This window comes from Streptomyces tyrfis, assembly GCF_037034285.1.
GTDB lineage: Bacteria > Actinomycetota > Actinomycetes > Streptomycetales > Streptomycetaceae > Streptomyces.
In genome coordinates this window covers 1-20749 of the sequence record NZ_JBAGJZ010000056.1, presented here as the reverse complement: position 1 = coordinate 20749, position 20749 = coordinate 1, and the positions used below count along the sequence as shown (strand labels likewise).

At 72.5% G+C, this 20749-nt stretch carries 16 protein-coding genes and 1 pseudogene; 5 read left to right on the top strand and 12 right to left on the bottom strand.

Going from position 1 to position 20749, the window contains the following annotated elements; all coding sequences use genetic code 11:
• Nucleotides 1-104 precede the first annotated feature (104 nt).
• The 5 genes from WA762_RS30835 to WA762_RS30815 form a co-directional block, all read right to left on the bottom strand.
• Nucleotides 105-800 (bottom strand): helix-turn-helix transcriptional regulator, encoded by a 696-nt coding sequence (locus WA762_RS30835; protein ID WP_335940118.1) that lies wholly within the window; start codon nucleotides 798-800, stop codon nucleotides 105-107.
• Between the two features lie 257 nt (nucleotides 801-1057).
• Nucleotides 1058-3190 (bottom strand): outer membrane protein assembly factor BamB family protein, encoded by a 2133-nt coding sequence (locus WA762_RS30830; RefSeq protein WP_335940116.1) that lies wholly within the window; start codon nucleotides 3188-3190, stop codon nucleotides 1058-1060.
• A 137-nt stretch (nucleotides 3191-3327) separates the two neighbouring features.
• A complete protein-coding gene (locus WA762_RS30825) occupies nucleotides 3328-5211 on the bottom strand; it encodes an outer membrane protein assembly factor BamB family protein (RefSeq protein ID WP_335940114.1) in 1884 nt (627 codons plus the stop codon).
• Nucleotides 5212-5527: 316 nt separating this feature from the next.
• Nucleotides 5528-7378, bottom strand: coding sequence for an outer membrane protein assembly factor BamB family protein (locus WA762_RS30820; protein WP_335940112.1), 1851 nt, complete (start codon nucleotides 7376-7378; stop codon nucleotides 5528-5530).
• Nucleotides 7379-7681: 303 nt separating this feature from the next.
• Nucleotides 7682-9499, bottom strand: a complete 1818-nt coding sequence (locus tag WA762_RS30815; protein WP_335940111.1) for an ATP-binding cassette domain-containing protein — start codon at nucleotides 9497-9499, stop codon at nucleotides 7682-7684.
• Between the two features lie 229 nt (nucleotides 9500-9728).
• On the opposite strand from WA762_RS30815, the gene WA762_RS30810 reads away from it, so the two are divergent.
• On the top strand, nucleotides 9729-10568 hold the full coding sequence (locus tag WA762_RS30810) for a lipoprotein (RefSeq protein ID WP_335940110.1): 840 nt from the start codon (nucleotides 9729-9731) through the stop codon (nucleotides 10566-10568).
• A gap of 123 nt (nucleotides 10569-10691) precedes the next feature.
• Here the strand turns inward: WA762_RS30810 and WA762_RS30805 are convergent, their stop codons facing one another.
• The 5 genes from WA762_RS30805 to rsmI form a co-directional block, all read right to left on the bottom strand.
• Nucleotides 10692-11597, bottom strand: a complete 906-nt coding sequence (locus tag WA762_RS30805; RefSeq protein ID WP_335940108.1) for a 4-(cytidine 5'-diphospho)-2-C-methyl-D-erythritol kinase — start codon at nucleotides 11595-11597, stop codon at nucleotides 10692-10694.
• Nucleotides 11594-12613, bottom strand: a complete 1020-nt coding sequence (rsmA, locus tag WA762_RS30800; protein WP_335940106.1) for a 16S rRNA (adenine(1518)-N(6)/adenine(1519)-N(6))-dimethyltransferase RsmA — start codon at nucleotides 12611-12613, stop codon at nucleotides 11594-11596. The genes WA762_RS30805 and rsmA overlap by 4 nt, the downstream gene beginning before the upstream one ends.
• Nucleotides 12614-12732: 119 nt before the next feature.
• Entirely contained in the window at nucleotides 12733-13629 is an 897-nt protein-coding gene (locus WA762_RS30795) for a TatD family hydrolase (protein WP_335940105.1), read from the bottom strand.
• A gap of 72 nt (nucleotides 13630-13701) precedes the next feature.
• Complete coding sequence (locus WA762_RS30790) at nucleotides 13702-14088, bottom strand: hypothetical protein (RefSeq protein ID WP_335940103.1); 387 nt, start codon at nucleotides 14086-14088, stop codon at nucleotides 13702-13704.
• Nucleotides 14089-14246: 158 nt separating this feature from the next.
• Entirely contained in the window at nucleotides 14247-15143 is an 897-nt protein-coding gene (gene rsmI, locus WA762_RS30785) for a 16S rRNA (cytidine(1402)-2'-O)-methyltransferase (protein WP_335940101.1), read from the bottom strand.
• 62 nt (nucleotides 15144-15205) lie between these two features.
• On the opposite strand from rsmI, the gene WA762_RS30780 reads away from it, so the two are divergent.
• Nucleotides 15206-17053 (top strand): dolichyl-phosphate-mannose--protein mannosyltransferase, encoded by a 1848-nt coding sequence (locus WA762_RS30780; RefSeq protein ID WP_335940100.1) that lies wholly within the window; start codon nucleotides 15206-15208, stop codon nucleotides 17051-17053.
• Nucleotides 17054-17284: 231 nt separating this feature from the next.
• Here the strand turns inward: WA762_RS30780 and WA762_RS30775 are convergent, their stop codons facing one another.
• Both WA762_RS30775 and WA762_RS30770 read right to left on the bottom strand, forming a co-directional pair.
• On the bottom strand, nucleotides 17285-17935 hold the full coding sequence (locus WA762_RS30775) for a YdcF family protein (protein WP_335940099.1): 651 nt from the start codon (nucleotides 17933-17935) through the stop codon (nucleotides 17285-17287).
• Nucleotides 17932-18720 (bottom strand): GntR family transcriptional regulator, encoded by a 789-nt coding sequence (locus tag WA762_RS30770; protein ID WP_335940097.1) that lies wholly within the window; start codon nucleotides 18718-18720, stop codon nucleotides 17932-17934. The genes WA762_RS30775 and WA762_RS30770 overlap by 4 nt, the downstream gene beginning before the upstream one ends.
• Nucleotides 18721-19547: 827 nt before the next feature.
• Here WA762_RS30770 and WA762_RS30765 point away from each other — a divergent pair.
• From WA762_RS30765 to WA762_RS30755, 3 genes and pseudogenes are all read left to right on the top strand, one after another.
• The gene (locus WA762_RS30765; protein ID WP_335940096.1) at nucleotides 19548-19814 is read left to right on the top strand and encodes a DUF6284 family protein; all 267 of its coding nucleotides are present in this window, start codon (nucleotides 19548-19550) and stop codon (nucleotides 19812-19814) included.
• Nucleotides 19814-20095, top strand: coding sequence for a DUF6303 family protein (locus tag WA762_RS30760; protein ID WP_335940094.1), 282 nt, complete (start codon nucleotides 19814-19816; stop codon nucleotides 20093-20095). Before WA762_RS30765 ends, WA762_RS30760 begins: the two co-directional genes overlap by 1 nt.
• 74 nt (nucleotides 20096-20169) lie before the next feature.
• Nucleotides 20170-20749, top strand: a pseudogene (locus tag WA762_RS30755) (conjugal transfer protein); the annotation flags it as partial.

The window sequence follows — 20749 nt, the reverse complement described above, 5'->3', positions numbered from 1 at the left end:
AACAAGAGCGTCAATGACGGGATGGAGGCGGAGGAGGAAACGGATGAAGGAAGGAGGAGGAAGCGGATGAAGGAGGGAGGAAGGAGAAAGGAAGGAGCCCGGCGTCAGTCCGTGCCCGGGCGTCCCGTCGTCGGGCCCGGCGCGACGCGGTCCAGCAGTCCCGTGCGGGCCGCGAGCGCCGCCGCTTCCAGCCGGGAGCCGACGCCCAGCTTCATCAGCACCCGCTGCACATGCGTGCGCGCGGTGCTGGAGGCGATCCGCATCCCGGCCGCGATCAGCCGGGTGTCCTCGCCCTCCGCGACCCGTATCAGCACCTCGACCTCGCGCGGGGTGAGCGTCCTCAGCAGCCGCTGCCCCTCGTCGTCCGGTGCGGCGGCCGGGTCGAGCAGTTCGGCGAAGGCCCCCTGGAGGAGCTGCGGCGCCACCGCGGACTCCCCGGCGCGGGCCTTGGCCATCGCCCGCTCGACGCCCTCCATCCGCTCGTCGTGGCGGACGTATCCCGCGGCGCCCGCCGCGAAGGCCGCCGCGATCCCGCGCGGGCTGGGCACCGGCCCGAGCACCACCACGGCCACCTGCGGGCGTTCCCGGCGGATGCGGACGATCGGGTCGAAGACGCCGGGTTCGGCGGGGGCCGCGGTGCCGAACAGGCAGACCTCCGGCGCCCTGCTGATCACCAGTTCCGCCGCCCCCGCGGTCGGCGCGGCCGCCGCGAGCACCCGGTGACCCCGCAGCTTCAGCGCCGAGGCGAGCGCCTCGGCGAGCAGACGGTGATCGTCGATCACCATGAGCCGCACACCCATCGAGCACACCCCCGTAACACTGGCGCCAGACCCCCCGGCCCACCATGACCCGGCAAGGTACACGCTCACCCGCCGTCACGGACGCCTTATCGGCCAAAGGGCTCGGATGGCCGACTGCGCGTCAACGGCGACCAGTTGATGACTCGTCACCTCCGGTACGCGCTGTTACAATCGCCCGCCGCCGATGCCGTGCGGGCGCGGCCGGCGAGGGCGGTTCCCGGCGATCGGGCACCGCCCCCGCGATCCGCGCCCGGCGGTCAGCCCCTGCTGAAGCCGACGAACAGGCGCCGGCCCGTGTCCAGGGACCCGCGCGGCTTGCTCACGAGGGTGCTGGACAGGTAGAGGTGCCCGTCGCTGTAGACGATCTCGGAGTAGTCCGGCGTGAAGCCTCTCTCCAGGTCCCGGGTGGGCTTGTCGTTCGGGTTCTCCATCAGCACGGTCTGCTTGAAGGTGGCGCCGTCGATGGAGACGATCTGGCCGCCCTTGTCGTACGGGGGCAGCTTGTACGCGATGATGTCGCCGCCGTCCATGCGCAGCGGGAACATCGTGTACCGGTCGCCCGCGTCGGCCCGGTCGCTGGTGGGCTTGCCGGTGGTGAGGTCGAAGGAGACGATCTCGTTGGTGTCGCCGTATTCGCCGGTGCCCTCGTGGTCCTCGGTCGGCACATAGATGCGGTTGTTGCCGACGGCCACCTTGGCGCAGCTCTCGACCTTGGTGGAGCCGCAGCGCGCGGCGTACTTGTCGCCGTCGGCCGCGATCCGGGTGAGCAGCTTGCCGGTGGAGGCGTCGATCGAGAAGAAGTCCGAGATGCCGCTGCCGTCCCCGGCGGTGTCGCCGACGTCGGCGGCGACGACCAGCGGCTTGGTGGAGACGATGCTCGCGTAGTCGACGCCGGGCGGCATCTTGTACGAGGAGATGGGGGCGCCGGTGGCCGGGTCCAGCGCCTGGACGACGAGCTGCGGGTCGTCGTACGTGCCGCATTTGCGGACCACCGCGAGTGCCGCGCCGCCGCCGTAGCCGCGGTCGTAGCAGCCGTCGGTGGCGGCCTTCGGTTTCCAGCGCTCGGCGCCCGTGTTCAGGTCGAAGGCGGCGCCGCCCTCGGTGCCGCCGGCGGCGACGGTGGTGCCGCTGACCGTGACCTCGTCGAACCGGACCGGTGCGTCACCGCTGGTGGCGGCGGTCACCGACTTGCTCCATATGAGCTTGCCGGTCTTCAGGTCGAGCGCGCCGACCTGGTTGCACGGCTGGTACTTCTTGTCCTTGGTGCGCTTGCCCTGCTCGAAGACGACGGCCGTCTTGTAGTCCTCCGACATGTGCCGGGAGGCGGCGCAGAGCTGGCCGGCCAGCGGGACGGACCAGAGCTTGGCGCCCTTGGCCGCGTCGTAGCCGACGATCTCGTTCAGGCCGGTCTTCACGTACGTCTTGTCGGTCAGCCAGGAGCCGTCGACCCTGGTGACGTCGGTGACGGCGGGCACGGCCATCTGGAAGGCGAGCCGGGCCTTGGGGTCCGTCGGGGCCTTCTCCTTGCCGCCGCCGTCGGGGGCTTCGCCGCCGCCGCCCTTGCCCTCGCCGGCGCCGCCGGTGGTCTGGGAGGCCTGGTCCTTCTTCTTGTCGCCGCCGCCGCTGGAGCCGTACCAGATGCCGCCGCCGACGATCAGCGCCACGGCGACGGACGCGGCGACGATGATCCGGGTCCGGGTGCCGGACTTCTTGCCCTGGCCTCCGTCGCCGTTCTGCTGCGGCGGGTACTGCTGCTGCGTCGGGGCGGTCGCGTAGCCGTAGCCCTGCTGCGGGGGCTGACCGGGCGGGAACCCGTAACCCTGTTGCGGGGGCTGACCGGGCGGGAACCCGTAACCCTGTTGCGGGGGCTGACCGGGCGGGAACCCGTAACCCTGTTGCGGGGGCTGACCGGGCGGGAAGCCGTAGCCCTGCTGGGGCGGCCGGCCCGGCGGCAGCCCCTGCGGGTAGCCGTAGCCGGGCTGGGGCGCCCCGGCCTGCGGGTAGCCGTATCCCGGCTGGCCGGGCTGACCGCCGGGGTAGCCGTAGCCCGGCCCGGGCTGCTGCGGCGCCTGCGGCGGGGTCGCGGCGGGCTGGGCGGTGACGGTGGGCGGCGGGGCCGGTGCGCCGAAACCGCCCGGCGGCGGATCCTGCGGGGCCCCGAAACCACCCTGCGGCGCTCCCGCGCCCGGCACGGCGGGCGGCACGGCGTCGGCGGGCTGGGCGGGCGCGGCGTCGGCGGGCGGGGGCGTCGGCGCGCCGAAGCCACCGGGCGGCGGGGCCTGCGGGGCGCCGAAACCGCCCTGCGGGGGGTCCTGGGGCGCGCCGAAGCCGCCCTGGGGCGGTTCGTTGGGCGGCTGGGCCGGCTGAGGCTGCTGGGGCGGCTGCGTCATGACGTACGTACCTCTGGGGGGGGGGAAGGGAGTCGATGGGTCGGACCGGCGGCGTCCGCGGGTGCCGTCGTCGCCGCCGGTCGTGATCCGGCGGCGGGCCTCCGGCGGACGGCGCCGCCGGGAGCCCGCGTGGGCCGTCAGTTGCCGAAGGCCATCATGGTCTTCGTCTCCAGCTCTTCCTTGTCGTTCCTCGCGCTGACCCGGCCGCTGGCGACGATGCACCGGCCGTCCTCGTAGACGACCTTCGCGTTGTAGAAGGTGCTCTCGATCCGGGACGTCGACGCGGGGTGCTGCAACAGGGTCTTCGGGGCGCCGCCGGTGGGGGCGAGGGTGGCGATGCCGCCGCCCTTGTTGTAACCGGCCTCGACGTAGAGCAGCACGTCGGAGCCCTCCATGCGCAGCGGCTTCACGACGTGCTCGGCCGGGGCTGCGGCCTTCCACCTGGGCTTCCCGGTGTTCAGGTCGAACGCCACGACCTTGTTGGTGCGGGCGAGGCCGCTGCCCGGCGCGGTGGCCATGTAGAAGGTGTCGGCGTCGGCGGCGACGCCCGTGCAGCCGTCCAGGGACTTGCCGAAGACGGCGAAGGCGCTGCCGCAGTCCGGGGCGAAGGTGTCGCCCTTGTCGCTGATCAGCCCGGAACGGAACGTGCCGTTCTCCCGGAGGGAGAGGATGCTCCACTCCTTCTCCTTCTTCAGCGAGACGACCAGCGGGCTCACCGAGTAGACCCGGTCGACCTCCCAGCCGCGCTTGACCCGGTACGTCCACCGGGCCTTGCCGCTGACCGGGTCGATCTCCTGGATCTGCTGCTGCGGGTTGTCGACGTCGCCGGTGCGGCAGTTGGACGCGGCGATCAGCTTCGGGCCGCCGGCGAAGGCGTACGGCTGGCAGTCGCCGGGCTGCTTGCCGAAGAGTTCCGTGCCGTCGCTGACCCGGAAGGCGTTGGAGTTGCCGGTGCGGGCGACGGTGACGGTGTCCCCGCTGATGGCGAGCGAGATGTCCGACATCAGGTCCCAGATGCCGTTCTTCTTGATCGACTTCTTCCAGCCGGCCTTGCCGGTCCTCAGATCGATCATCTGGAGGTCGGCGCAGTCGGCCTTGCTGGTGGTGCCGTTCTTGACGCCGATGACGATCTTGCCGTCGGTGGTGGTCCGGGCGGGCGCCGCGCACAGGTCGGCGGGCAGGTCCACGGTCCACTTCCGCTTGCCGTCGGCCACCGAGTAGCCGGATATGCCGCGGTACATGCCCTTGACGACGGTGTCGCCGACGACCCAGGGACCGTACACGTCGGAGCCGTTGCGGGGCAGGTCGACGTCGTTCTTCATCAGCCAGAGGACCTTGGCCTCGCCCGGCTTGCGCCCGGCGTTGAGGTCCTCGTCGACCTCGCGGCCGTCTCCCTTGCCGTCCCCCTGGTCGACGGACGGCGACGCGCTCGGCCCGCCGGCCTCGCTCTTCTCCGCGACGGGCTTCTTGTCCCCGTCGTCCCCGCTCGTGGCGAAGTAGACGCCACCGCCGATCACCAGGAGCGCGGCGGCCGCGGCGCCGACGATCAGCGCGGGCTTGCGCTTGGCGGAGCCGCCGTCCCCGCCCTGCCCGCCGGGGGCGGGCGCGCCGGCGAACTGCTGCTGCGGGTGGCCCTGACCGGCCTGCTGACCGTAGGGACCCGGCTGCTGGCCGTACGGGCCGGGCTGCTGCTGATACGGGTTCGGCTGCTGACCGTACGGACCCGGCTGCCGGCCGTAGGGCCCGGGCTGCTGCTGGTACGGGCCGGGCTGCTGGGGGTAGCCGTAACCCGGGGCCTGGCCGGGCGCCTGACCGGGCGTCGGGCCCGGGGCGTGCCCGGGGACCTGGGGGAATCCGTGCCCCGGCTGGGTGGGCGGCTGGGTCTGCGGGGGCGGCGGGGTCTGCGGCGGCCCCTGGGGCGGCTGGGGATTCCCCTGCGCGGGCTGCGGGTTCCCCTGCGGCGGCTCCTGCGGTGCGCCGAAGCCTCCCTGCGGCGGTTGCTGGCCGGGCGGCTGGCTCATCAGCACGTCCCCCTTCGTGCGGTCCGGTGCCCGTTCCGGTCTCCCCCGCGATTCCGTGGGGTCCAGCGAGTCGGGCAAGACCCCCTGAACTCTACAGAAAGGAGCGAATCGGGCATGGATCCCGCGGTGTCACGACAGTCGAGCGGGGCTTCTTTGTACCACCCGCAACACCTCGCCCACCGGGTCGGTCCACCCCCTGTTCCCAAGGGAGAACCGGCCTGTGATGCCTCCGTTACGCCTCCGGACGACCCGTACCGCGGGTTCCGGACGGCCCTCGCGGCGGGTTCCGGACGGCCCGCAGCGAGCTGCCGGTCCGTCAGTTCCCGAAGGCTGCCATGGACTTCATCGACATCTCGGCCTCGTCGTCGATGCCGCTGATCCTCGCGTGCACGAGGAAGCACCGCCCGTCGCGGAAGACGACCCGGGAATCGAAGAAATCGCGTTCGACGCCGGCCGCCGACGCCGGGTGCCGCAGCTCCAGCCTCGGCGTGCCGCCGGTCGGCGGCAGGGACGCGATGCCGCCGCCCTTGTTCTTCTCCGCGGTGAGGTACATCAGCAGCCTGGCGCCCTCCACCCGCATCGGCAGCAGGGTCTGACCGGCCGGCGCGGCGGCCTCCCATGCGGCCTTGCCGGTGTTCAGGTCGAAGGCGACGACCTTGTTGGTGGGGTCGTCCTCGGCCGGCTTGGTCGCCAGGTAGACCGCCTGGCCGTCGGCCGCGACGCCGAGGCAGTTGTCCAGGTTCATGCCCAGGGTGAGAACGTCCTCGTCGCACTGGGTCAGGTAGTCGTCCGTGCCGCCGATCAGCTGGGAGCGGTACGTCCCGTCCTCGTTCAGCACGATGACGGCCCACTTGCCCTCCTGCTTCAGCGAGACGACGAGCGGACTGACCGAGTAGAACTGGGCGACCTCCCAGCCCTTCTTGACCTGGTACGTCCACCGGACCTTGCCGGTGGCCGGGTCGATGCGCTGGACCTGCTGTTCCTTGTGGTCGTCGGCAGCCGTCCGGCAGCTCGTGGCGGCGATCCCCTCGGGACCGCTCGCGAAGCCGAACGGCTGGCAGTTGCCGGGCAGCTCCCCGAAGACCACGGCGCCGTCGGAGACCCGGAAGGCGTCCGTCCTGCTGGTCCGGCCCACGGTCACGGTGTCCCCGTTGATCGCCATCGCGACATGGGAGAGCGCGTCCCAGGTGCTCTTCCGTTCGTACTTCTTGTGCCAGCCCGCCTTGCCGGTGGTGAGGTCGACCATCTGGAGGGAGTCGCAGATCGCCTCGTCCCCGTTGCCGGACTCGACGCCGAGGACGATCCGGCCGTCGGCGGTGGCCTGCGAGGGCGCCGCGCACAGCCTGGACGACAGGTTGAGGCTCCACTTGCGGTGCCCGTCGGCGACGGAGTAGCCGGAGACCGTGCGGTACATCGCCTTGACGACGGTGTCGCCGACGACCCAGGGGCCCTGTACGTCATAGCCGTTGCGCGGCAGGTCGACGCCGCCCTCCTGGAGCCACAGCACCTTGGCCTCGCCCGGCTTGCGCCCCGCGTTGAGCGCGTCGGCCTCCGCGCGCAGGTCGTGCCCGCCGGACGTGCCGCCGCTCCCCGTGCCGGGGGAGGCCGTCGCGGGCCCGTCGGTGGTCTTCGCCACGGGTTTCGTGCCGCCGCCACCGCCGTTGACGCCGAGCCAGATTCCCACGCCGGCCAGCAGCGCCACCGCGACCGCTCCCCCGACGAGCGCGCCGCGCCTGCCCCGGAAGAACCCGCCGCCTCCGGACCGCGGCCCCGTCGGCGGCTGCGAGGGCGGCGCCGGATGACCGGCTCCGAACTGTGCCTGCGGGGCGTACGGCCCGGCCGGCACGGGCGCGGCGCCGTACGGCCCCGGCTGCGCGGGCGGGGGTACGGACCCGGGGCCCGGCATGGGGACGGTGCCGGGGCCCGGCTGCGCGTACGGGTTCGGCTGCGCGGGCGGTGCCTGCGGGGCGGACGGTGCCTGGTGCGGGGCGGGCTGGACGGCGTAGGGGTTCGACTGCGCGGGCCCGCCGTACGGGCCGGGCTGCGCGGGGGCGGCCCCATACGGACCGGGCTGCGCGGGCGGACCGTAGGGGCCCGGCGACGCGGCCGGGTCGTACGGGGCTCCGAAACCCTCCTGCGGCGGCTGCGGGCCGGGCTGCTGGCCCATCGACACGTCCCCCTTCGCGCACACGGCCCGGCGGCTGGATCCGTGCCGGGCGAGGCCCCTTTTTACCACCCGTCCCCTCAGCCCCGCCCGTCGCACCGATCACCCACCACGGGCGGCCCGGACCCGGCGACCGGGCCACCGGGGCCCCGCCGTCCGATGTCCGGTCACCGACAACCTGATCCCCCGTCATCGGCGGACCGGCCAGGCGGACCGGTCAGGCAGTCGGGCGGACCGGCCAGGCGGACCGGTCAGGCAGTCGGGCGGACCGGTCAGGCGGACCGGTCAGGCAGTCGGGCGGACCGGTCAGGCGTTCTCGGCCAGCTCCAGCCAGCGCATCTCCAACTCGTCGCGCTCCGCGACCAGTTCACGCAGCTCCGCGTCCAGCTTCGCCACCTTCTCGAAGTCCGTGGCGTGCTCAGCGATCTGCGCGTGCAGGGCGGTCTCGCGGGCGGCCACCTTGTCGAGCTGCCGTTCCACCTTCTGCAGTTCCTTCTTCGCCGCCCGGGCGGCCTGCGGGGAGACGGCGGGGGCCGGAGCGGACCGTTCCTGGGCCGGTACGGGCGCGGCGGAGGGGGTCGCCGCCTCCTCCATCCGCTGCCGGCGTTCCAGGTACTCGTCGATCCCGCGCGGCAGCATCCGCAGCGCGCGGTCCCCGAGCAGGGCCATCACCCGGTCCGTGGTCCGCTCGACGAAGAACCGGTCGTGCGAGATCACGACCATCGATCCGGGCCAGCCGTCGAGGAGGTCCTCCAGCTGGGTCAGGGTCTCGATGTCGAGGTCGTTGGTGGGCTCGTCGAGGAAGAGGACGTTCGGCTCGTCCATCAGCAGGCGCAGGATCTGGAGCCGGCGCCGTTCGCCGCCGGAGAGGTCACCGACCGGGGTCCACTGCTTCTCCTTGGTGAAGCCGAACTTCTCGCAGAGCTGACCGGCGGTCATCTCCCGTCCCTTGCCGAGGTCGACCCGGTCCCGCACCTGCTGCACGGCCTCCAGCACCCGCAGGTTCGGGTCGAGTTCGCGGACCTCCTGGGAGAGGTAGGCCAGCCTGACGGTCTTGCCGACGACGATCCGCCCGGCGGCGGGCTGGGTCTCGCCCTCCGTCCGGGCCGCCTCCGCGAGCGCCCGCAGCAGCGAGGTCTTGCCCGCGCCGTTGACGCCGACCAGGCCGATCCGGTCGCCGGGGCCCAGCTGCCAGGTGAGGTGTTCGAGGAGGGTCTTGGCGCCCGCCCGGACGGTCACGTCCTCCAGGTCGAAGACGGTCTTGCCCAGCCGGGCGCTGGCGAACCGCATCAGCTCGCTGGTGTCGCGCGGCGGCGGCACGTCCGCGATGAGCTCGTTGGCCGCCTCGATGCGGAAGCGGGGCTTGGAGGTGCGGGCGGGAGCGCCGCGCCGCAGCCAGGCCAGCTCCTTGCGCATGAGGTTCTGCCGCTTGACCTCCTCGGTCGCGGCGATCCGCTCGCGTTCGGCGCGGGCGAAGACGTAGTCGCTGTAGCCGCCCTCGTACTCGTGGACCGTGCCGCGCTGCACGTCCCACATGCGGGTGCAGACCTGGTCGAGGAACCACCGGTCGTGGGTGACGCAGACCAGGGCCGAGCGGCGGACCTGGAGGTGGCGGGCGAGCCAGGAGATGCCCTCGACGTCGAGGTGGTTGGTCGGCTCGTCGAGGACGATCAGGTCCTGTTCGGCGATGAGCAGCTTGGCCAGCGCGATACGGCGGCGCTCGCCGCCGGAGAGCGGGGCGATGACGGTGTCCAGGCCGTGTTCGAAGCCCGGCAGGGCGAGCCCGCCGAAGAGGCCGGTGAGCACGTCGCGGATCTTGGCGCTGCCCGCCCACTCGTGGTCCGCGAGGTCGCCGAGCACCTCGTGCCGGATGGTCGCCCGCGGGTCGAGCGAGTCGTGCTGGGTGAGGACGCCCAGGCGCAGCCCGCCGCTGTGGGTGACGCGTCCGCTGTCCGCCTCCTCCAGCTTGGCGAGCATCCGGATGAGGGTCGTCTTGCCGTCGCCGTTGCGGCCCACGACACCGATCCGGTCTCCTTCGGACACTCCGAGGGACACGCTGTCGAGCAGGGCACGGGTGCCGTACACCTTGCTGACCTGCTCGACGTTGATCAGATTGACGGCCATTTCTCTCCTGCCCGGGATTTCGATCGACGTCCCAGGGTAGTCGGCCCGCGGCTGCGGTACGGTGCCCCGATCACTCCCGGGCCCGATCACCCCCGGGCCCGAGATCGTGAACGGCCGGGGCGCGGCAGCCGGGGGGATCGACGGCCGGGGGCACGGCGGCCGGGCCGGTGGCGCTGGGCCGGAACCGGCCGGGCACCGCGTACGAGGCACGACAGGGGTGGGCGGCGGTATGACAGGGGTGGGAACGACGGTGGCACGGGACGAGACGCGGTACGCGGTCCACGAGGCGGAGTGCGCGGTCCGACCGCCCGCGCGGCGGGCGGTCCCGGCGGTGGCGCTGCTGGCGGCGCTCGCACTGGCGGGCTGCTCGTCGACCGCGCGGGACGACGCCGGGGCCCGGAAGGCCGAGGAGAAGACGGGCACGAAGGCGGCCGGAGAGGCGGTGGCCGGAACGACCACGGGCGGAGGGGCGGCGGCCGGAGAGGCGGTGGCCGCGAAGGGCGGTACGGTCGGCGGCGCCGGTTCGGCCTGCCCGCTGCCCGTCGTCTTCGACCTCGCGGCGTCCTGGAAGCCGAAGGCCGTCGGCATCGATCCCGACTCGGAGATCGCCGCCGCGCTGGGCGTGCGGGGCGGGACCGCCCTGGTCTGCGAGATCGACGCGAAGCCGGCCGGGCACCTGGGATATCTGCGGGTCTGGCAGGGCGAGAAGTCGAACCGCACCCCGCGCCAGGTCCTGGAGGCGTTCACGGCCGACGGGACGGGGACCGGGACGGGGGCCGGGACAGGGGCCGGAGCCGGGACCGGCACCGAGGCCGGGACAGGGGCCGGGACGAGGGCCGGGGCCGGGAAGATCACGTACACCGCGACCACGGCCGGGGACCTGCCGGCCGCCGAGGCCGCCTACACGGTCGACGACGAACCGCTCGACGAGCCCAAGAAGGAGCGCGCCTTCGCCGTCTCCACCCCGGACGGACCGGTCGTGATCCATCTGGGCGGGCTGGACGCGCAGGAACACCAGGAGATGCTCCCGGCGTACGAACTGGCGAGAAAGAGCCTACGGCTCCGCTGACCGACGCCCTGCGGGCGCCGCCGCCGTCACCACGGCCCGGCCTGGCCGCCGAGGCCCGCCGGGCCGCACCCCGTCGGGCCGCCGCACGCCGTCAGGCCCGGCCGTCGCCAGGCCCGCCCGTCGTCAGGCCGTTCGCCGGATCACCGTGGCGCCGGGGGCCGGGGACACCGCCGTCCGTGCCTCGCGGCAGGTCTCCGAGGTGAGCAGCGCCTCGGCCACCTTCCGGGCCGACTCCTCGTCCGCCACCAGGAACGCCGTGGTCGGCCCGGAGCCCGAGACCAGCGCGGCCAGTGCCCCGGCCGCCGTGCCCGCGGCGAGGGTGTCGGCCAGGGCCGGGCGCAGCGAGAGCGCGGCGGGCTGGAGGTCGTTGCCGAGGGCGCCCGCGAGGGCGACCGGGTCGCCGACGCGGAGCGCGTCCAGGAGGGCGGGGGACGCGGTGGGGGCCGGAACGTCCGTGCCGGCGGTGAGCCGGTCGAACTCGCCGTAGACGGCCGGGGTGGAGAGCCCGCCGTCGGCGACCGCGAAGACCCAGTGGAACGTGCCGCCGACCTCGATCGGGGTCAGCCGCTCGCCGCGTCCCACGCCGAGGGCCGCGCCGCCGACCAGGCTGAACGGCACGTCGCTGCCCAGCTCCGCGCAGATGGCGAGCAGCTCGTCCCGGCCGGCGCCGGTGTCCCAGAGGGTGTCGCAGGCCAGCAGGGCCGCGGCGCCGTCGGCGCTGCCGCCCGCCATGCCGCCCGCTACGGGGATGTCCTTGGCGATGTGGATGTGCACATCGGGCCTGATGCCGTGCCGCTCGGCCAGGGCGATCGCGGCGCGGGCGGCGAGGTTCGTCGTGTCCAGCGGGACCTTGGCCGCGTCCGGGCCCGTGCAGGTGATCCGCAGTTCGTCGGCGGGGGCGACGGTGACCTCGTCGTACAGGCCGACGGCGAGGAAGACGTTGGCCAGGTCGTGGAAGCCGTCGGGGCGCGCGGCGCCGACCGCGAGCTGGACGTTGACCTTGGCGGGTACGCGGACGGTGACGCTCACTCGTCACTCCCTGTGGGCGTGGGCGCGTCGGTGGACGCGGGCGTGTCGGTATCGGTGTCCGGGCGCGGGGCGCGGGCGGCCGCCCGGTCCCCGTCGGGCTCTTCGGCGGCCGGCCGCGCCCCGCCGTTCCGGTCCTCGCCGTCCTTCCGGTCCCTGCCGGGCTTGTTCTCGGCGATGGCGGCGAACTCCTCGACCGTCAGCGCCTCGCCGCGCGCCTGCGGCGAGATCCCGGCCGCGACCAGGGCCGCCTCGGCGGCGGACGCGGAGCCCGCCCAGCCGGCCAGGGCCGCGCGCAGCGTCTTGCGGCGCTGGGCGAAGGCGGCGTCGACGACCTCGAAGACCTCGGCGCGGGCGGCCCGGGTCGTGACCGGTTCGGTGCGGCGGACCAGCGACACCAGGCCGGAGTCGACGTTCGGGGCGGGCCAGAAGACGTTGCGGCCGATGGCGCCGGCCCGCTTGACGTCCGCGTACCAGTTGGCCTTGACCGAGGGCACCCCGTAGACCTTGTTGCCCGGCCGGGCGGCCAGCCGGTCGGCCACCTCGGCCTGCACCATGACGAGGGTCCGCTCGATGGAGGGGAACCGTTCCAGCATGGTCAGCAGCACCGGCACCGCGACGTTGTACGGAAGGTTCGCGACCAGCGCGGTGGGCGCGGGGCCCGGCAGTTCGCGGACCAGCATCGCGTCGGAGTGCACCAGGGCGAACCGGTCGGCGCGCTCCGGCATCCGGGCGGCGACCGTGGACGGCAGGGCCGCCGCCAGCACGTCGTCGATCTCGACGGCGACGACCCGGTCCGCCGCCTCCAGCAGCGCCAGGGTCAGCGAGCCCAGCCCCGGGCCGACCTCGACGACCACGTCGTCCGGGCGGACCTCCGCCGTGCGCACGATCCGGCGGACCGTGTTGGCGTCGATGACGAAGTTCTGGCCGCGCTGCTTCGTCGGACGCACGCCCAGTGCGGCGGCCAGCTCGCGGATGTCTGCGGGGCCCAGGAGGGCGTCGGGCTCAGTGGTGCTCACCTGTAAAGCGTAAGGTGCCGCACGGTTCGCTCCCGCCGCGCTCCCGCCGCCGCCCCGCCGCTCAGCAGTCGAAGGCCCGTGCCCCGCCGCTCAGCAGTCGAAGGCCCACGCCCCACCGCTCAGTAGTCGAAGGCCCGCGCGGTGTTGTCCGCGACGGCCTCGGCCAGGGTGTCCTCGTCCAGCCCCTTCACCTCGGCCATGGCGCGCAGCGTGACCGGGATGAGGTAGGGCGCGTTGGGCCGCCCGCGATAGGGGGCGGGGGTCAGGAACGGCGCGTCCGTCTCCACCAGGATCAGCTCGGTCGGGGCCACCGCCAGCGCGTCCCGCAGCGGCTGGGCGTTCTTGAAGGTCACATTGCCGGCGAACGACATGAAGTACCCGGCGTCCGCGCAGGTCCGGGCCATCTCGGCGTCGCCGGAGTAGCAGTGGAACACGGTCCGTTCGGGCGCGCCCGCGTCCGCGAGGATCCGCAGCACGTCGGCGTGCGCCTCGCGGTCGTGGATGACGAGCGCCTTGCCGTGCCGTTTGGCGATCTCGATGTGGGCCCGGAACGACTCCTCCTGCGCGGCCATGCCCTCGGGGCCGGTGCGGAAGCAGTCGAGGCCGGTCTCGCCGACGCCGCGTACGTGGTCGAGCGCGGCCAGTGCGTCGATCTCGGCCAGCGCCTCGTGCAGCGCGGCCGTGCCGCCCGCCTCCCGCGCCCCGTGGCGCGACCAGCCTCCCCCAGACCTTGAGGGCTGGGAGGCGCCCCCTCGATCGCCGTGGACGATGCGCGGCGCCTCGTTGGGATGGAGGGCGACCGCCGCGTGCACGTTCGGATGCGCGGCGGCGGTCTCGGCGGCCCATCGCGAACCGGCGATGTCGCAGCCCACCTGGATCACGGTGGTGACGTTGACCGCGGCGGCCCTGGCCAGGCTCTCCTCGACGGTCGCGTCCTGCATGTCCAGGTGGGTGTGCGAATCGGCGACCGGCACCCGGAGGGGTTCGGGCAGCGGCGGGGCTTCGGAACGGCTCATGCCGACGATCGTACGTACGCCGACGCCGGCCGCCGGCGCCGACGGCCGGCGTCGACTGCCGACCGGTGCTTGCTACCGGCGCTGGAAGGGATGCAGCAGATCCGAGAGGTGCCAGTGGTGCTCCGCGCCCGTGGGCACGGCGGTGGCGGCCACGGCGTCGCCCCCCGGCTCGCCCTCCCCGGACGCGGGCGGGCTCTGCCGGGGGTGGCGGAGCAGCTGCTGGACGGTCGACACCCGCCCGGCCCGCATGATCCGGACCACATGTCCGCCGCAGTTCACGCAGGTGGGCCTGGAGAGCGGCGAGGGCACCCGCTCGCCGTCCGCCTTGTATATGACGAAGGGGCGGCCGGAACCGTCGACGTGATGCTCTATCTCGTAGGACTGTTCCCAGCCGTACCCGCACCTCATGCAGGCGAAGGCGTACGCCTCGTGCACGGTGGTTGCTGCGATCTCACTCATGCCTGCTCCTTTGTCCGCCGGACAAGCACTCCGGGGAGTGTGTCCCTGATCCAGTGGACGCCCGTACCGGCGGGAGCGCATCAGGCCCTGTCGAGTGTTGGAGCTGTTTTGGGCTTCTCGTGGCAGAAAGGCCCGGTGCGCGGCTTGCGCTTTGCTTTTTACGATAGTCCTTTGCCCTCCGCGAGGCCGGTTCGCGCCGCGTTCTTTGCCGCGACGACGGCGTCGAAGACCTCCCGCTTGGGCAGTCCCGCCTCGGCGGCGACGGCCGCGATGGCCTCCTTGCGCCGCTCCCCCGCCTCCTCGCGGACCCGGACCCTGCGCACCAGCTCCTCGGCGTCCAGTTCCTCGGGCCCGGTGGCGGCGGCGCCCTCGACGACGACGGTGATCTCGCCGCGTACGCCCTCGGCGGCCCAGACCGCCAGCTCGCCCAGCGGGCCGCGCTTGACCTCCTCGTACGTCTTGGTCAGCTCCCGGCACACGGCCGCCCGGCGGTCGGCGCCGAAGACCTCGGCCATCGCCGTCAGGGTGTCGTCGAGCCGGTGCGGGGCCTCGAAGAAGACCATGGTGCGGCGCTCGGCGGCGACCTCGCGGAGCCGGCCGAGCCGCTCGCCCGCCTTGCGCGGCAGGAAGCCCTCGAAGCAGAAGCGGTCGACGGGCAGCGCGGACAGGGCGAGCGCGGTCAGCACCGCGGACGGGCCGGGGACGGCGGTGACCCGGACGCCGTGCTCCACGGCGGCGGCCACCAGCCGGTAGCCGGGGTCGGAGACCGACGGCATCCCGGCGTCCGTCACCAGCAGGACCCGGGCCCCGCCGGTCAGGGCCTCGACGAGCTCGGGCGTGCGGGCCGACTCGTTGCCCTCGAAGTAGGAGACGACCCGGCCCGCGGTGCGGACGCCGAGCGCCTGGGTGAGGCGGCGCAGCCGGCGGGTGTCCTCGGCGGCGACGATGTCGGCCGACTCCAGTTCGGCGGCGAGCCGGGGCGGGGCGTCCGCCACGTCTCCGATGGGGGTACCCGCGAGTACCAGCGTTCCGGTCGTTCCAGTCGTTCCAGTCACATGAGTCATCCTCCCAGCACGGGTGACGGCACTCGCGCGGGCGCGTTCCCTACGATGGCGCGGTGACGAGTACTGCGCCCGAAGCCCGGCAGGGCCAAGACGCCGGCCATCCGCACGGCGAGGAACCGCCGCCCTCCTGGCAGCGGCGGCTTCGCCGTTTCGGCCATGTGCCCCGGCCGGGGATCGGGCTGCGCGAGCGGCTGGTCCCGCCGTACAACCGGCCCGGCACCCAGCTGTGGGCGGTGCTCGGGGTGTCGCCGCCGCTGGCCGAGCGCCTGGTGCGGTGGTCGGCGTGGGGCGGCCCGCTGCTGGTGGCGCTGGTCGCCGGGGTGCTGCGGTTCTGGAAGCTGGGCAGCCCGCACGCGCTGATATTCGACGAGACGTACTACGCCAAGGACTCCTGGGCGCTGGTCAACCAGGGGTACGAGGGGAACTGGCCCAAGGACGTCGACAAGCTGATCCTGGCCGACCCGTCGAAGGTGCCGGTCCCGACGGACCCGGGTTATGTGGTCCATCCGCCGGTCGGCAAGTGGATCATCGGCTTCGGTGAGCAGCTCTTCGGGTTCACGCCGTTCGGCTGGCGGTTCATGGTGGCGGTGCTCGGCACGCTGTCGGTGCTGATGCTGTGCCGGATCGGGCGGCGGCTGTTCCGTTCGACGTTCCTGGGGTGCCTGGCCGGGACGCTGCTCGCGTTCGACGGTCTGCACTTCGTGATGAGCCGCACCGCGCTGCTCGACCTGGTGCTGATGTTCTTCGTGGTGGCGGCGTTCGGGGCGCTGCTGATCGACCGCGACTGGGCGCGGCGCAGGCTCGCCGCCGCGCTGCCGGTGGACGAGGAGGGGGTGCTCCGCCCGGACGCCGATGTCGCGGAGCGTCTGCGGCTGGGCCTGCGTCCCTGGCGGCTGGCGGCCGGGCTGCTGCTGGGGCTGGCCTTCGCCACCAAGTGGAACGGCCTCTACGTCCTGGCCGCGTTCGGCCTGATGTCGGTGGCGTGGGACGTGGGCGCGCGGCGGACGGCCGGTGCGGTCCGCCCGTACACGGCGGTGCTGCGCCGGGATCTGCTGCCGGCGTTCGTCTCGACGGTCCCGGTCGCGATCGTCACCTATCTCGCGTCCTGGACCGGCTGGATCGTCACCGGCAAGGGCTACTACCGCGACTGGGCCCAGCACGACGGCAGGGGCGGCTCCTGGACGTGGCTGCCGGACTGGCTGCGCAGCCTGTGGCACTACGAGTACCAGGTCTACGAGTTCCATGTGAACCTGACCTCCGGCCACACCTACCAGTCCAATCCGTGGAGCTGGATCGTGCTCGGCCGGCCGGTGTCGTACTTCTGGGCGGAGGAGCCGGGCTGCGCGGCGTCGGCGACCGGCAAGTGCTCCCGCGAGGTGCTGGCCATCGGCACGCCGCTGCTGTGGTGGGCGGCGTGCTTCGCCCTGGTGTACGTGCTGTGGCGGTGGATCTTCCGCCGCGACTGGCGGGCGGGCGCGATCGCCTGCGGTGTGGCGGCGGGCTGGCTGCCCTGGTTCCTGTACCAGGAGCGGACGATCTTCCTCTTCTACGCGGTCGTCTTCGTGCCGTTCCTGTGTCTGGCGGTGGCGATGATGATCGGTGCGCTGCTGGGCCCGGGGGTGACCGGGACACCGGCCCGGGACGCCGGCCTGCCGGGCGGCGGCGCGTCGATCGGCCCGCCGGGCGGGCTGCCGCCGGACGGCGGACTGCCCGCGGGCCTGCCGGTCGAGCTGCCGGCCGACCTGTCCGGCGAGCGCCGCCGCACGGTGGGCGCGGTCGCGGCGGGCGTGCTGGTGCTGCTGATCATCTGGAACTTCATCTACTTCTGGCCGATCTACACGGGCACCCCGATCCCGGACGACGCCTGGCGTGCACGGATGTGGCTGGACACCTGGATCTAGCTAGGTAACAACCGCCAAGGGGCCGTTGTCGAGATCACGGCCTCTTGGTGGTTGTTGGCCGCTATCGGCGTCTGTGGGCCGCCCTCGGACGGCCCACCGACGGCCCAGGCGGACCAGCCGAGCCGCACGCAACCCGAAGCAGATACCAAGAGGCCCGGGTCGGAAGGATCGGACCCGGGCCTCTGCGGGAACCCTGTCGGATTCGAACCGACAACCTCCGCATTACAAGAACTACTCCGGCATGAGTCGGCTGGTGAACCCGCCGTTGCACAGCCGCTCATAGGCCGCCACCACGTTGGTCGGGACATCCTGAGCGATCATGAATCCGCGCTCCGGATAGATGAGCAACCGCTGCTGAGCCCCGACGAGCATGTCCAGCACGAGTCGGGCGTCCTGGATGGAGTCCACGTACTCGCGGAGCGTCATGGACACGGACGCGCTGACAAAGTCGACGTCCGGCCACAGCTTCCGAGCGGTCGCGTATGCCCGGCGCTCCTCGTACGGCTTGCTGACAAGCAGTACGGACTTGACGTCCACCCCTTGCTCAGCGAGCAGGGCGCGAGACCGTCGGATGTTCTCACCAGTGTTCCGAGCGTGAGGCTCAACGAGGATCGCGGACGCTGGCACCCCCAGCTCCAATGCCCGGTCGCGGTAGTGCTCCGCCTCGCCGCGGGGCATCCGCCCCTCGGTCGTCCGGCTGGTGGCGCCGGTAAAGACGATCAGGGGGAACAGGCCACGCTGGTACAGGTCGGCGGTCACGTCCGCCACGCCCAGGTCATGACTACCCAGCCCGATACCCACCGAGCAGGGGCGTGGCTCGTGACCCATCTGCTGGAAATCCCAGAGTGTCTGGGCATCGGCCCAATTCTGAGCAGAGATCACTGGTTCTCCTTGGATGCGGAGTCGGGCACCTTGAAGTCGTACGCCCAGGCGAACCGGGTTGCTGCATGGACGCCAATGGCAAACTCCACGACCGTGCCGTCCGCCGTGAACGTGGTGCGGTGGAGCTCCACCACCCACTCCCCTGGCATGAGCTTGAGCAGCTCGGCCTCCTCAGGCTTGGCCACGCGCGCGAACAGTTCCTCCCGCATGTGGTCGATCTCGTACCCGGCGTCGTAGAGCACACGGAAGCCGCCGCCTCGGCCAGCCGGACCAGGCGTCGGATCGACGAGGCGGGTTCCTTCGACGTGCTCTGGGCGGTAGTAGCTGGTCAGGGTGTGGGTCGGCTGGTCCCCCTCCTTCACCAGGCGCGCTCGGGCGTACACATCGGCGCCCTCGGGCAGCCCATGGGCAGCAGCGACGATCGCTGGCGCTGGCAGGCGACCAACCGTCTGGGTCTGCTCGCCTCTCTTGTACGTGCGCCCGGACGCGACCCGGTCCGCGATGAATGCCACCTCTGCGCCATCGCGCCACTTCACCTTGTCGTAACGAGCAATACCCAGACGCTTGAGCGGCGTCCGCTCCCGCACGACGGTGCCATGCCCTCGGGATGAGGTCACCAGTCCCTCGGCTTCCAGCGCCTTGTAGGCGGCGTGGACGGTGGCCTTGGACCCTTCGCCAGCCTCTACGAGGTCCCGGATCTGCGGAAGCCGCTGGCCGGGGGTGTAGTCCCCAGCCCTGATCTGCTGAGCCAGCTTGTCTGCCAGTTCCCGCCACTTTGGTGCCACGCGAACTCCTCTCGACTACCTCAAGTCAAACACAGTCCTAGGACTGTTGACAGTCCTAGGACTGTGCGTCATTGTCTTCTCAAGCGCTCGCAGTCCTAGGACAGCAAGCGAAGAAGGGCCCTTCTTTGGGCTGCTTCGAACTGTGCCCGGAGGGCCCCGTCAGGGAGTGAGCCCGAAGGAAGCCCTGTTGTTTGAGAACTGAACAGTGAACTGAAGCGAGGTGAGAGTCCTCGCTCCCGTGGCGGCCGGGTGATGTCGTCGGCAGTGGTGCGGCGCGTCGGCGCTGTACGCACGATCCTGCGGCTCTGGAGAACGCCCCCGGGCGCCACCCGCAGCGAACTGCCCTGCTGAGCGCCAGGCAGAGAGATGGCGCACCGATCACAGGCTCGGGACTGGTCGGCCGTGGCAACGGCCGACCGGCGAAGCCTGACTCTCCGTTCCTTCGGCCTACGGACTCCTGATGTTTCGAAGTCTTTGGGCGCTGCCCGTGCTTTGGACCGGCACGGGCGGTGATGCCCTTCGCGTCTGCCTGATCTGCGGAGCGCGCCGGGATAGCCGGTGATTCGCGGACTCAGGGTCACCCTCGCAGCCGATGGCTGCGGCTGGTTGCCTCCTCCGCCCGTCCGGGCCCCCTCGCGGGGCGCGTACGGGCGGGGCTGAGGGGAGCCGGTCTCCCGGTCGACTCCTGCTGTGGAAGCGCAAGGCACGGCGGGCCCGGTGTTGCAGCACCGGGCCCGCACCCCACACATCCCATAACGGCCGCAGCCCCGGTGTCCGACCACCGGGGCTGCTTTTCGGGCCGTTCCTGTCAGGAAGGAACACACCCAATGAAGACCATCGCTGCACTTCAGGGCCCCGTTACGGGGAGGTCGCTCGACGGTGAGCCGTCGGCGGTGGAGCTGGATGCGATTGAGCAGGAGATGCCGCTGATCCTGGCGGAGGTCGACTTGCTCGATGTGGAGATCACGATGCTGGACCGTCCGGCCACGGTGCTGGACGAGCGGCGCGTTCGGCGGGCCCGGAACCGGGTTCTGGCCGAGCGCCGCAATCTCACGAACCGCGCCGGTCTCGCGCAGGCGGGCGGTGCCGCGTGATGGAGTACACCGCGCAAATCTCTAACCCCGGCGGCCGGTGGCGCCTGTATGTGGCACTGCCGGGCCCGGTCTCGCAGTGGCCGCAGCATGACTTCGGCCCGTCCGCCACGGTGCCGACGGTGGCCGAGCGTTCCCGGGTGCTCGCCGCTTTCGGGTTCGTGGCCCAGGACGGCGCCGAGTGGGAGTGGACGGAGTACAGCGAGACGCCCGACGACGACTCGTCCCCGGTCCGGCTGGTGGCCGCCCTCCGGGTGCGTCCGCGAGATGGGGGTGCCTCATGAGCAGCAGTTCACCTACTCCGCACAGAGAACTGAGCGCCCCTCAGAAAGGTGTTCTTGCGGCTGCGTTCGTGCCGATGCTGGCGACCGGAGTCGCCGGTGGTGTGGGCACATACAGCAACATCAGCCACGCGTACGGGAAGGGTACGGCGCTGGGTGCGGTGGCGGCCGGTGAGGGTGCGACCGCTGTGCTGGCGCTGGTGCTGCTCGGCCTGACGATGCTGGGCCAGTCCTCACCCCGGGTCATCCGAGTGGGGCTGTGGGCGTTGCCAGCCGCCGCATCCGTCATGGCTGCCATGGCCGGTCCGGACGCGGGCCGCACCGTGATCTACGCCGTGACGCCGCTGGGTATGTGTGTGTCGGCGGAAGGCATGGCGTTCCTGGCCCGCCGGATCGTCGTCCACACCGACGGCCGTGACGCCGAGGCGGAGGCCAGGGCCGCGGCGGTGGTCCAGGCGCTGGCCTATCACCGGGCCGTCGCCGCCAACCACCCCGACGCCAAGGTTCAGGAGAAGGCGGAGAAGCGCTCGTGGAAGCTGGCCCGCAGGGTCGGAGCCACGGACGCGACCCTGGCCCCGCGTCTGCTGGAGGTCCAGCGGGAGCGCGTCGCGGACGGAGCCGACGCCGCCCTTGGTGCGATGTTCGCCGTCACGCCCA

Bases quoted from the DNA above. Each gene is read 5' to 3' on its own strand.
- WA762_RS30835 (WP_335940118.1), bottom strand. From the start codon at position 800: ATGGGTGTGCGGCTCATGGTGATCGACGATCACCGTCTGCTCGCCGAG.
- WA762_RS30760 (WP_335940094.1), top strand. From the start codon at position 19,814: ATGGAGTACACCGCGCAAATCTCTAACCCCGGCGGCCGGTGGCGCCTG.
- WA762_RS30795 (WP_335940105.1), bottom strand. From the start codon at position 13,629: ATGAGCCGTTCCGAAGCCCCGCCGCTGCCCGAACCCCTCCGGGTGCCG.
- WA762_RS30815 (WP_335940111.1), bottom strand. From the start codon at position 9,499: ATGGCCGTCAATCTGATCAACGTCGAGCAGGTCAGCAAGGTGTACGGC.
- WA762_RS30830 (WP_335940116.1), bottom strand. From the start codon at position 3,190: ATGACGCAGCCGCCCCAGCAGCCTCAGCCGGCCCAGCCGCCCAACGAA.
- WA762_RS30765 (WP_335940096.1), top strand. From the start codon at position 19,548: ATGAAGACCATCGCTGCACTTCAGGGCCCCGTTACGGGGAGGTCGCTC.
- WA762_RS30790 (WP_335940103.1), bottom strand. From the start codon at position 14,088: ATGAGTGAGATCGCAGCAACCACCGTGCACGAGGCGTACGCCTTCGCC.
- WA762_RS30810 (WP_335940110.1), top strand. From the start codon at position 9,729: ATGACAGGGGTGGGAACGACGGTGGCACGGGACGAGACGCGGTACGCG.
- WA762_RS30820 (WP_335940112.1), bottom strand. From the start codon at position 7,378: ATGGGCCAGCAGCCCGGCCCGCAGCCGCCGCAGGAGGGTTTCGGAGCC.
- WA762_RS30825 (WP_335940114.1), bottom strand. From the start codon at position 5,211: ATGAGCCAGCCGCCCGGCCAGCAACCGCCGCAGGGAGGCTTCGGCGCA.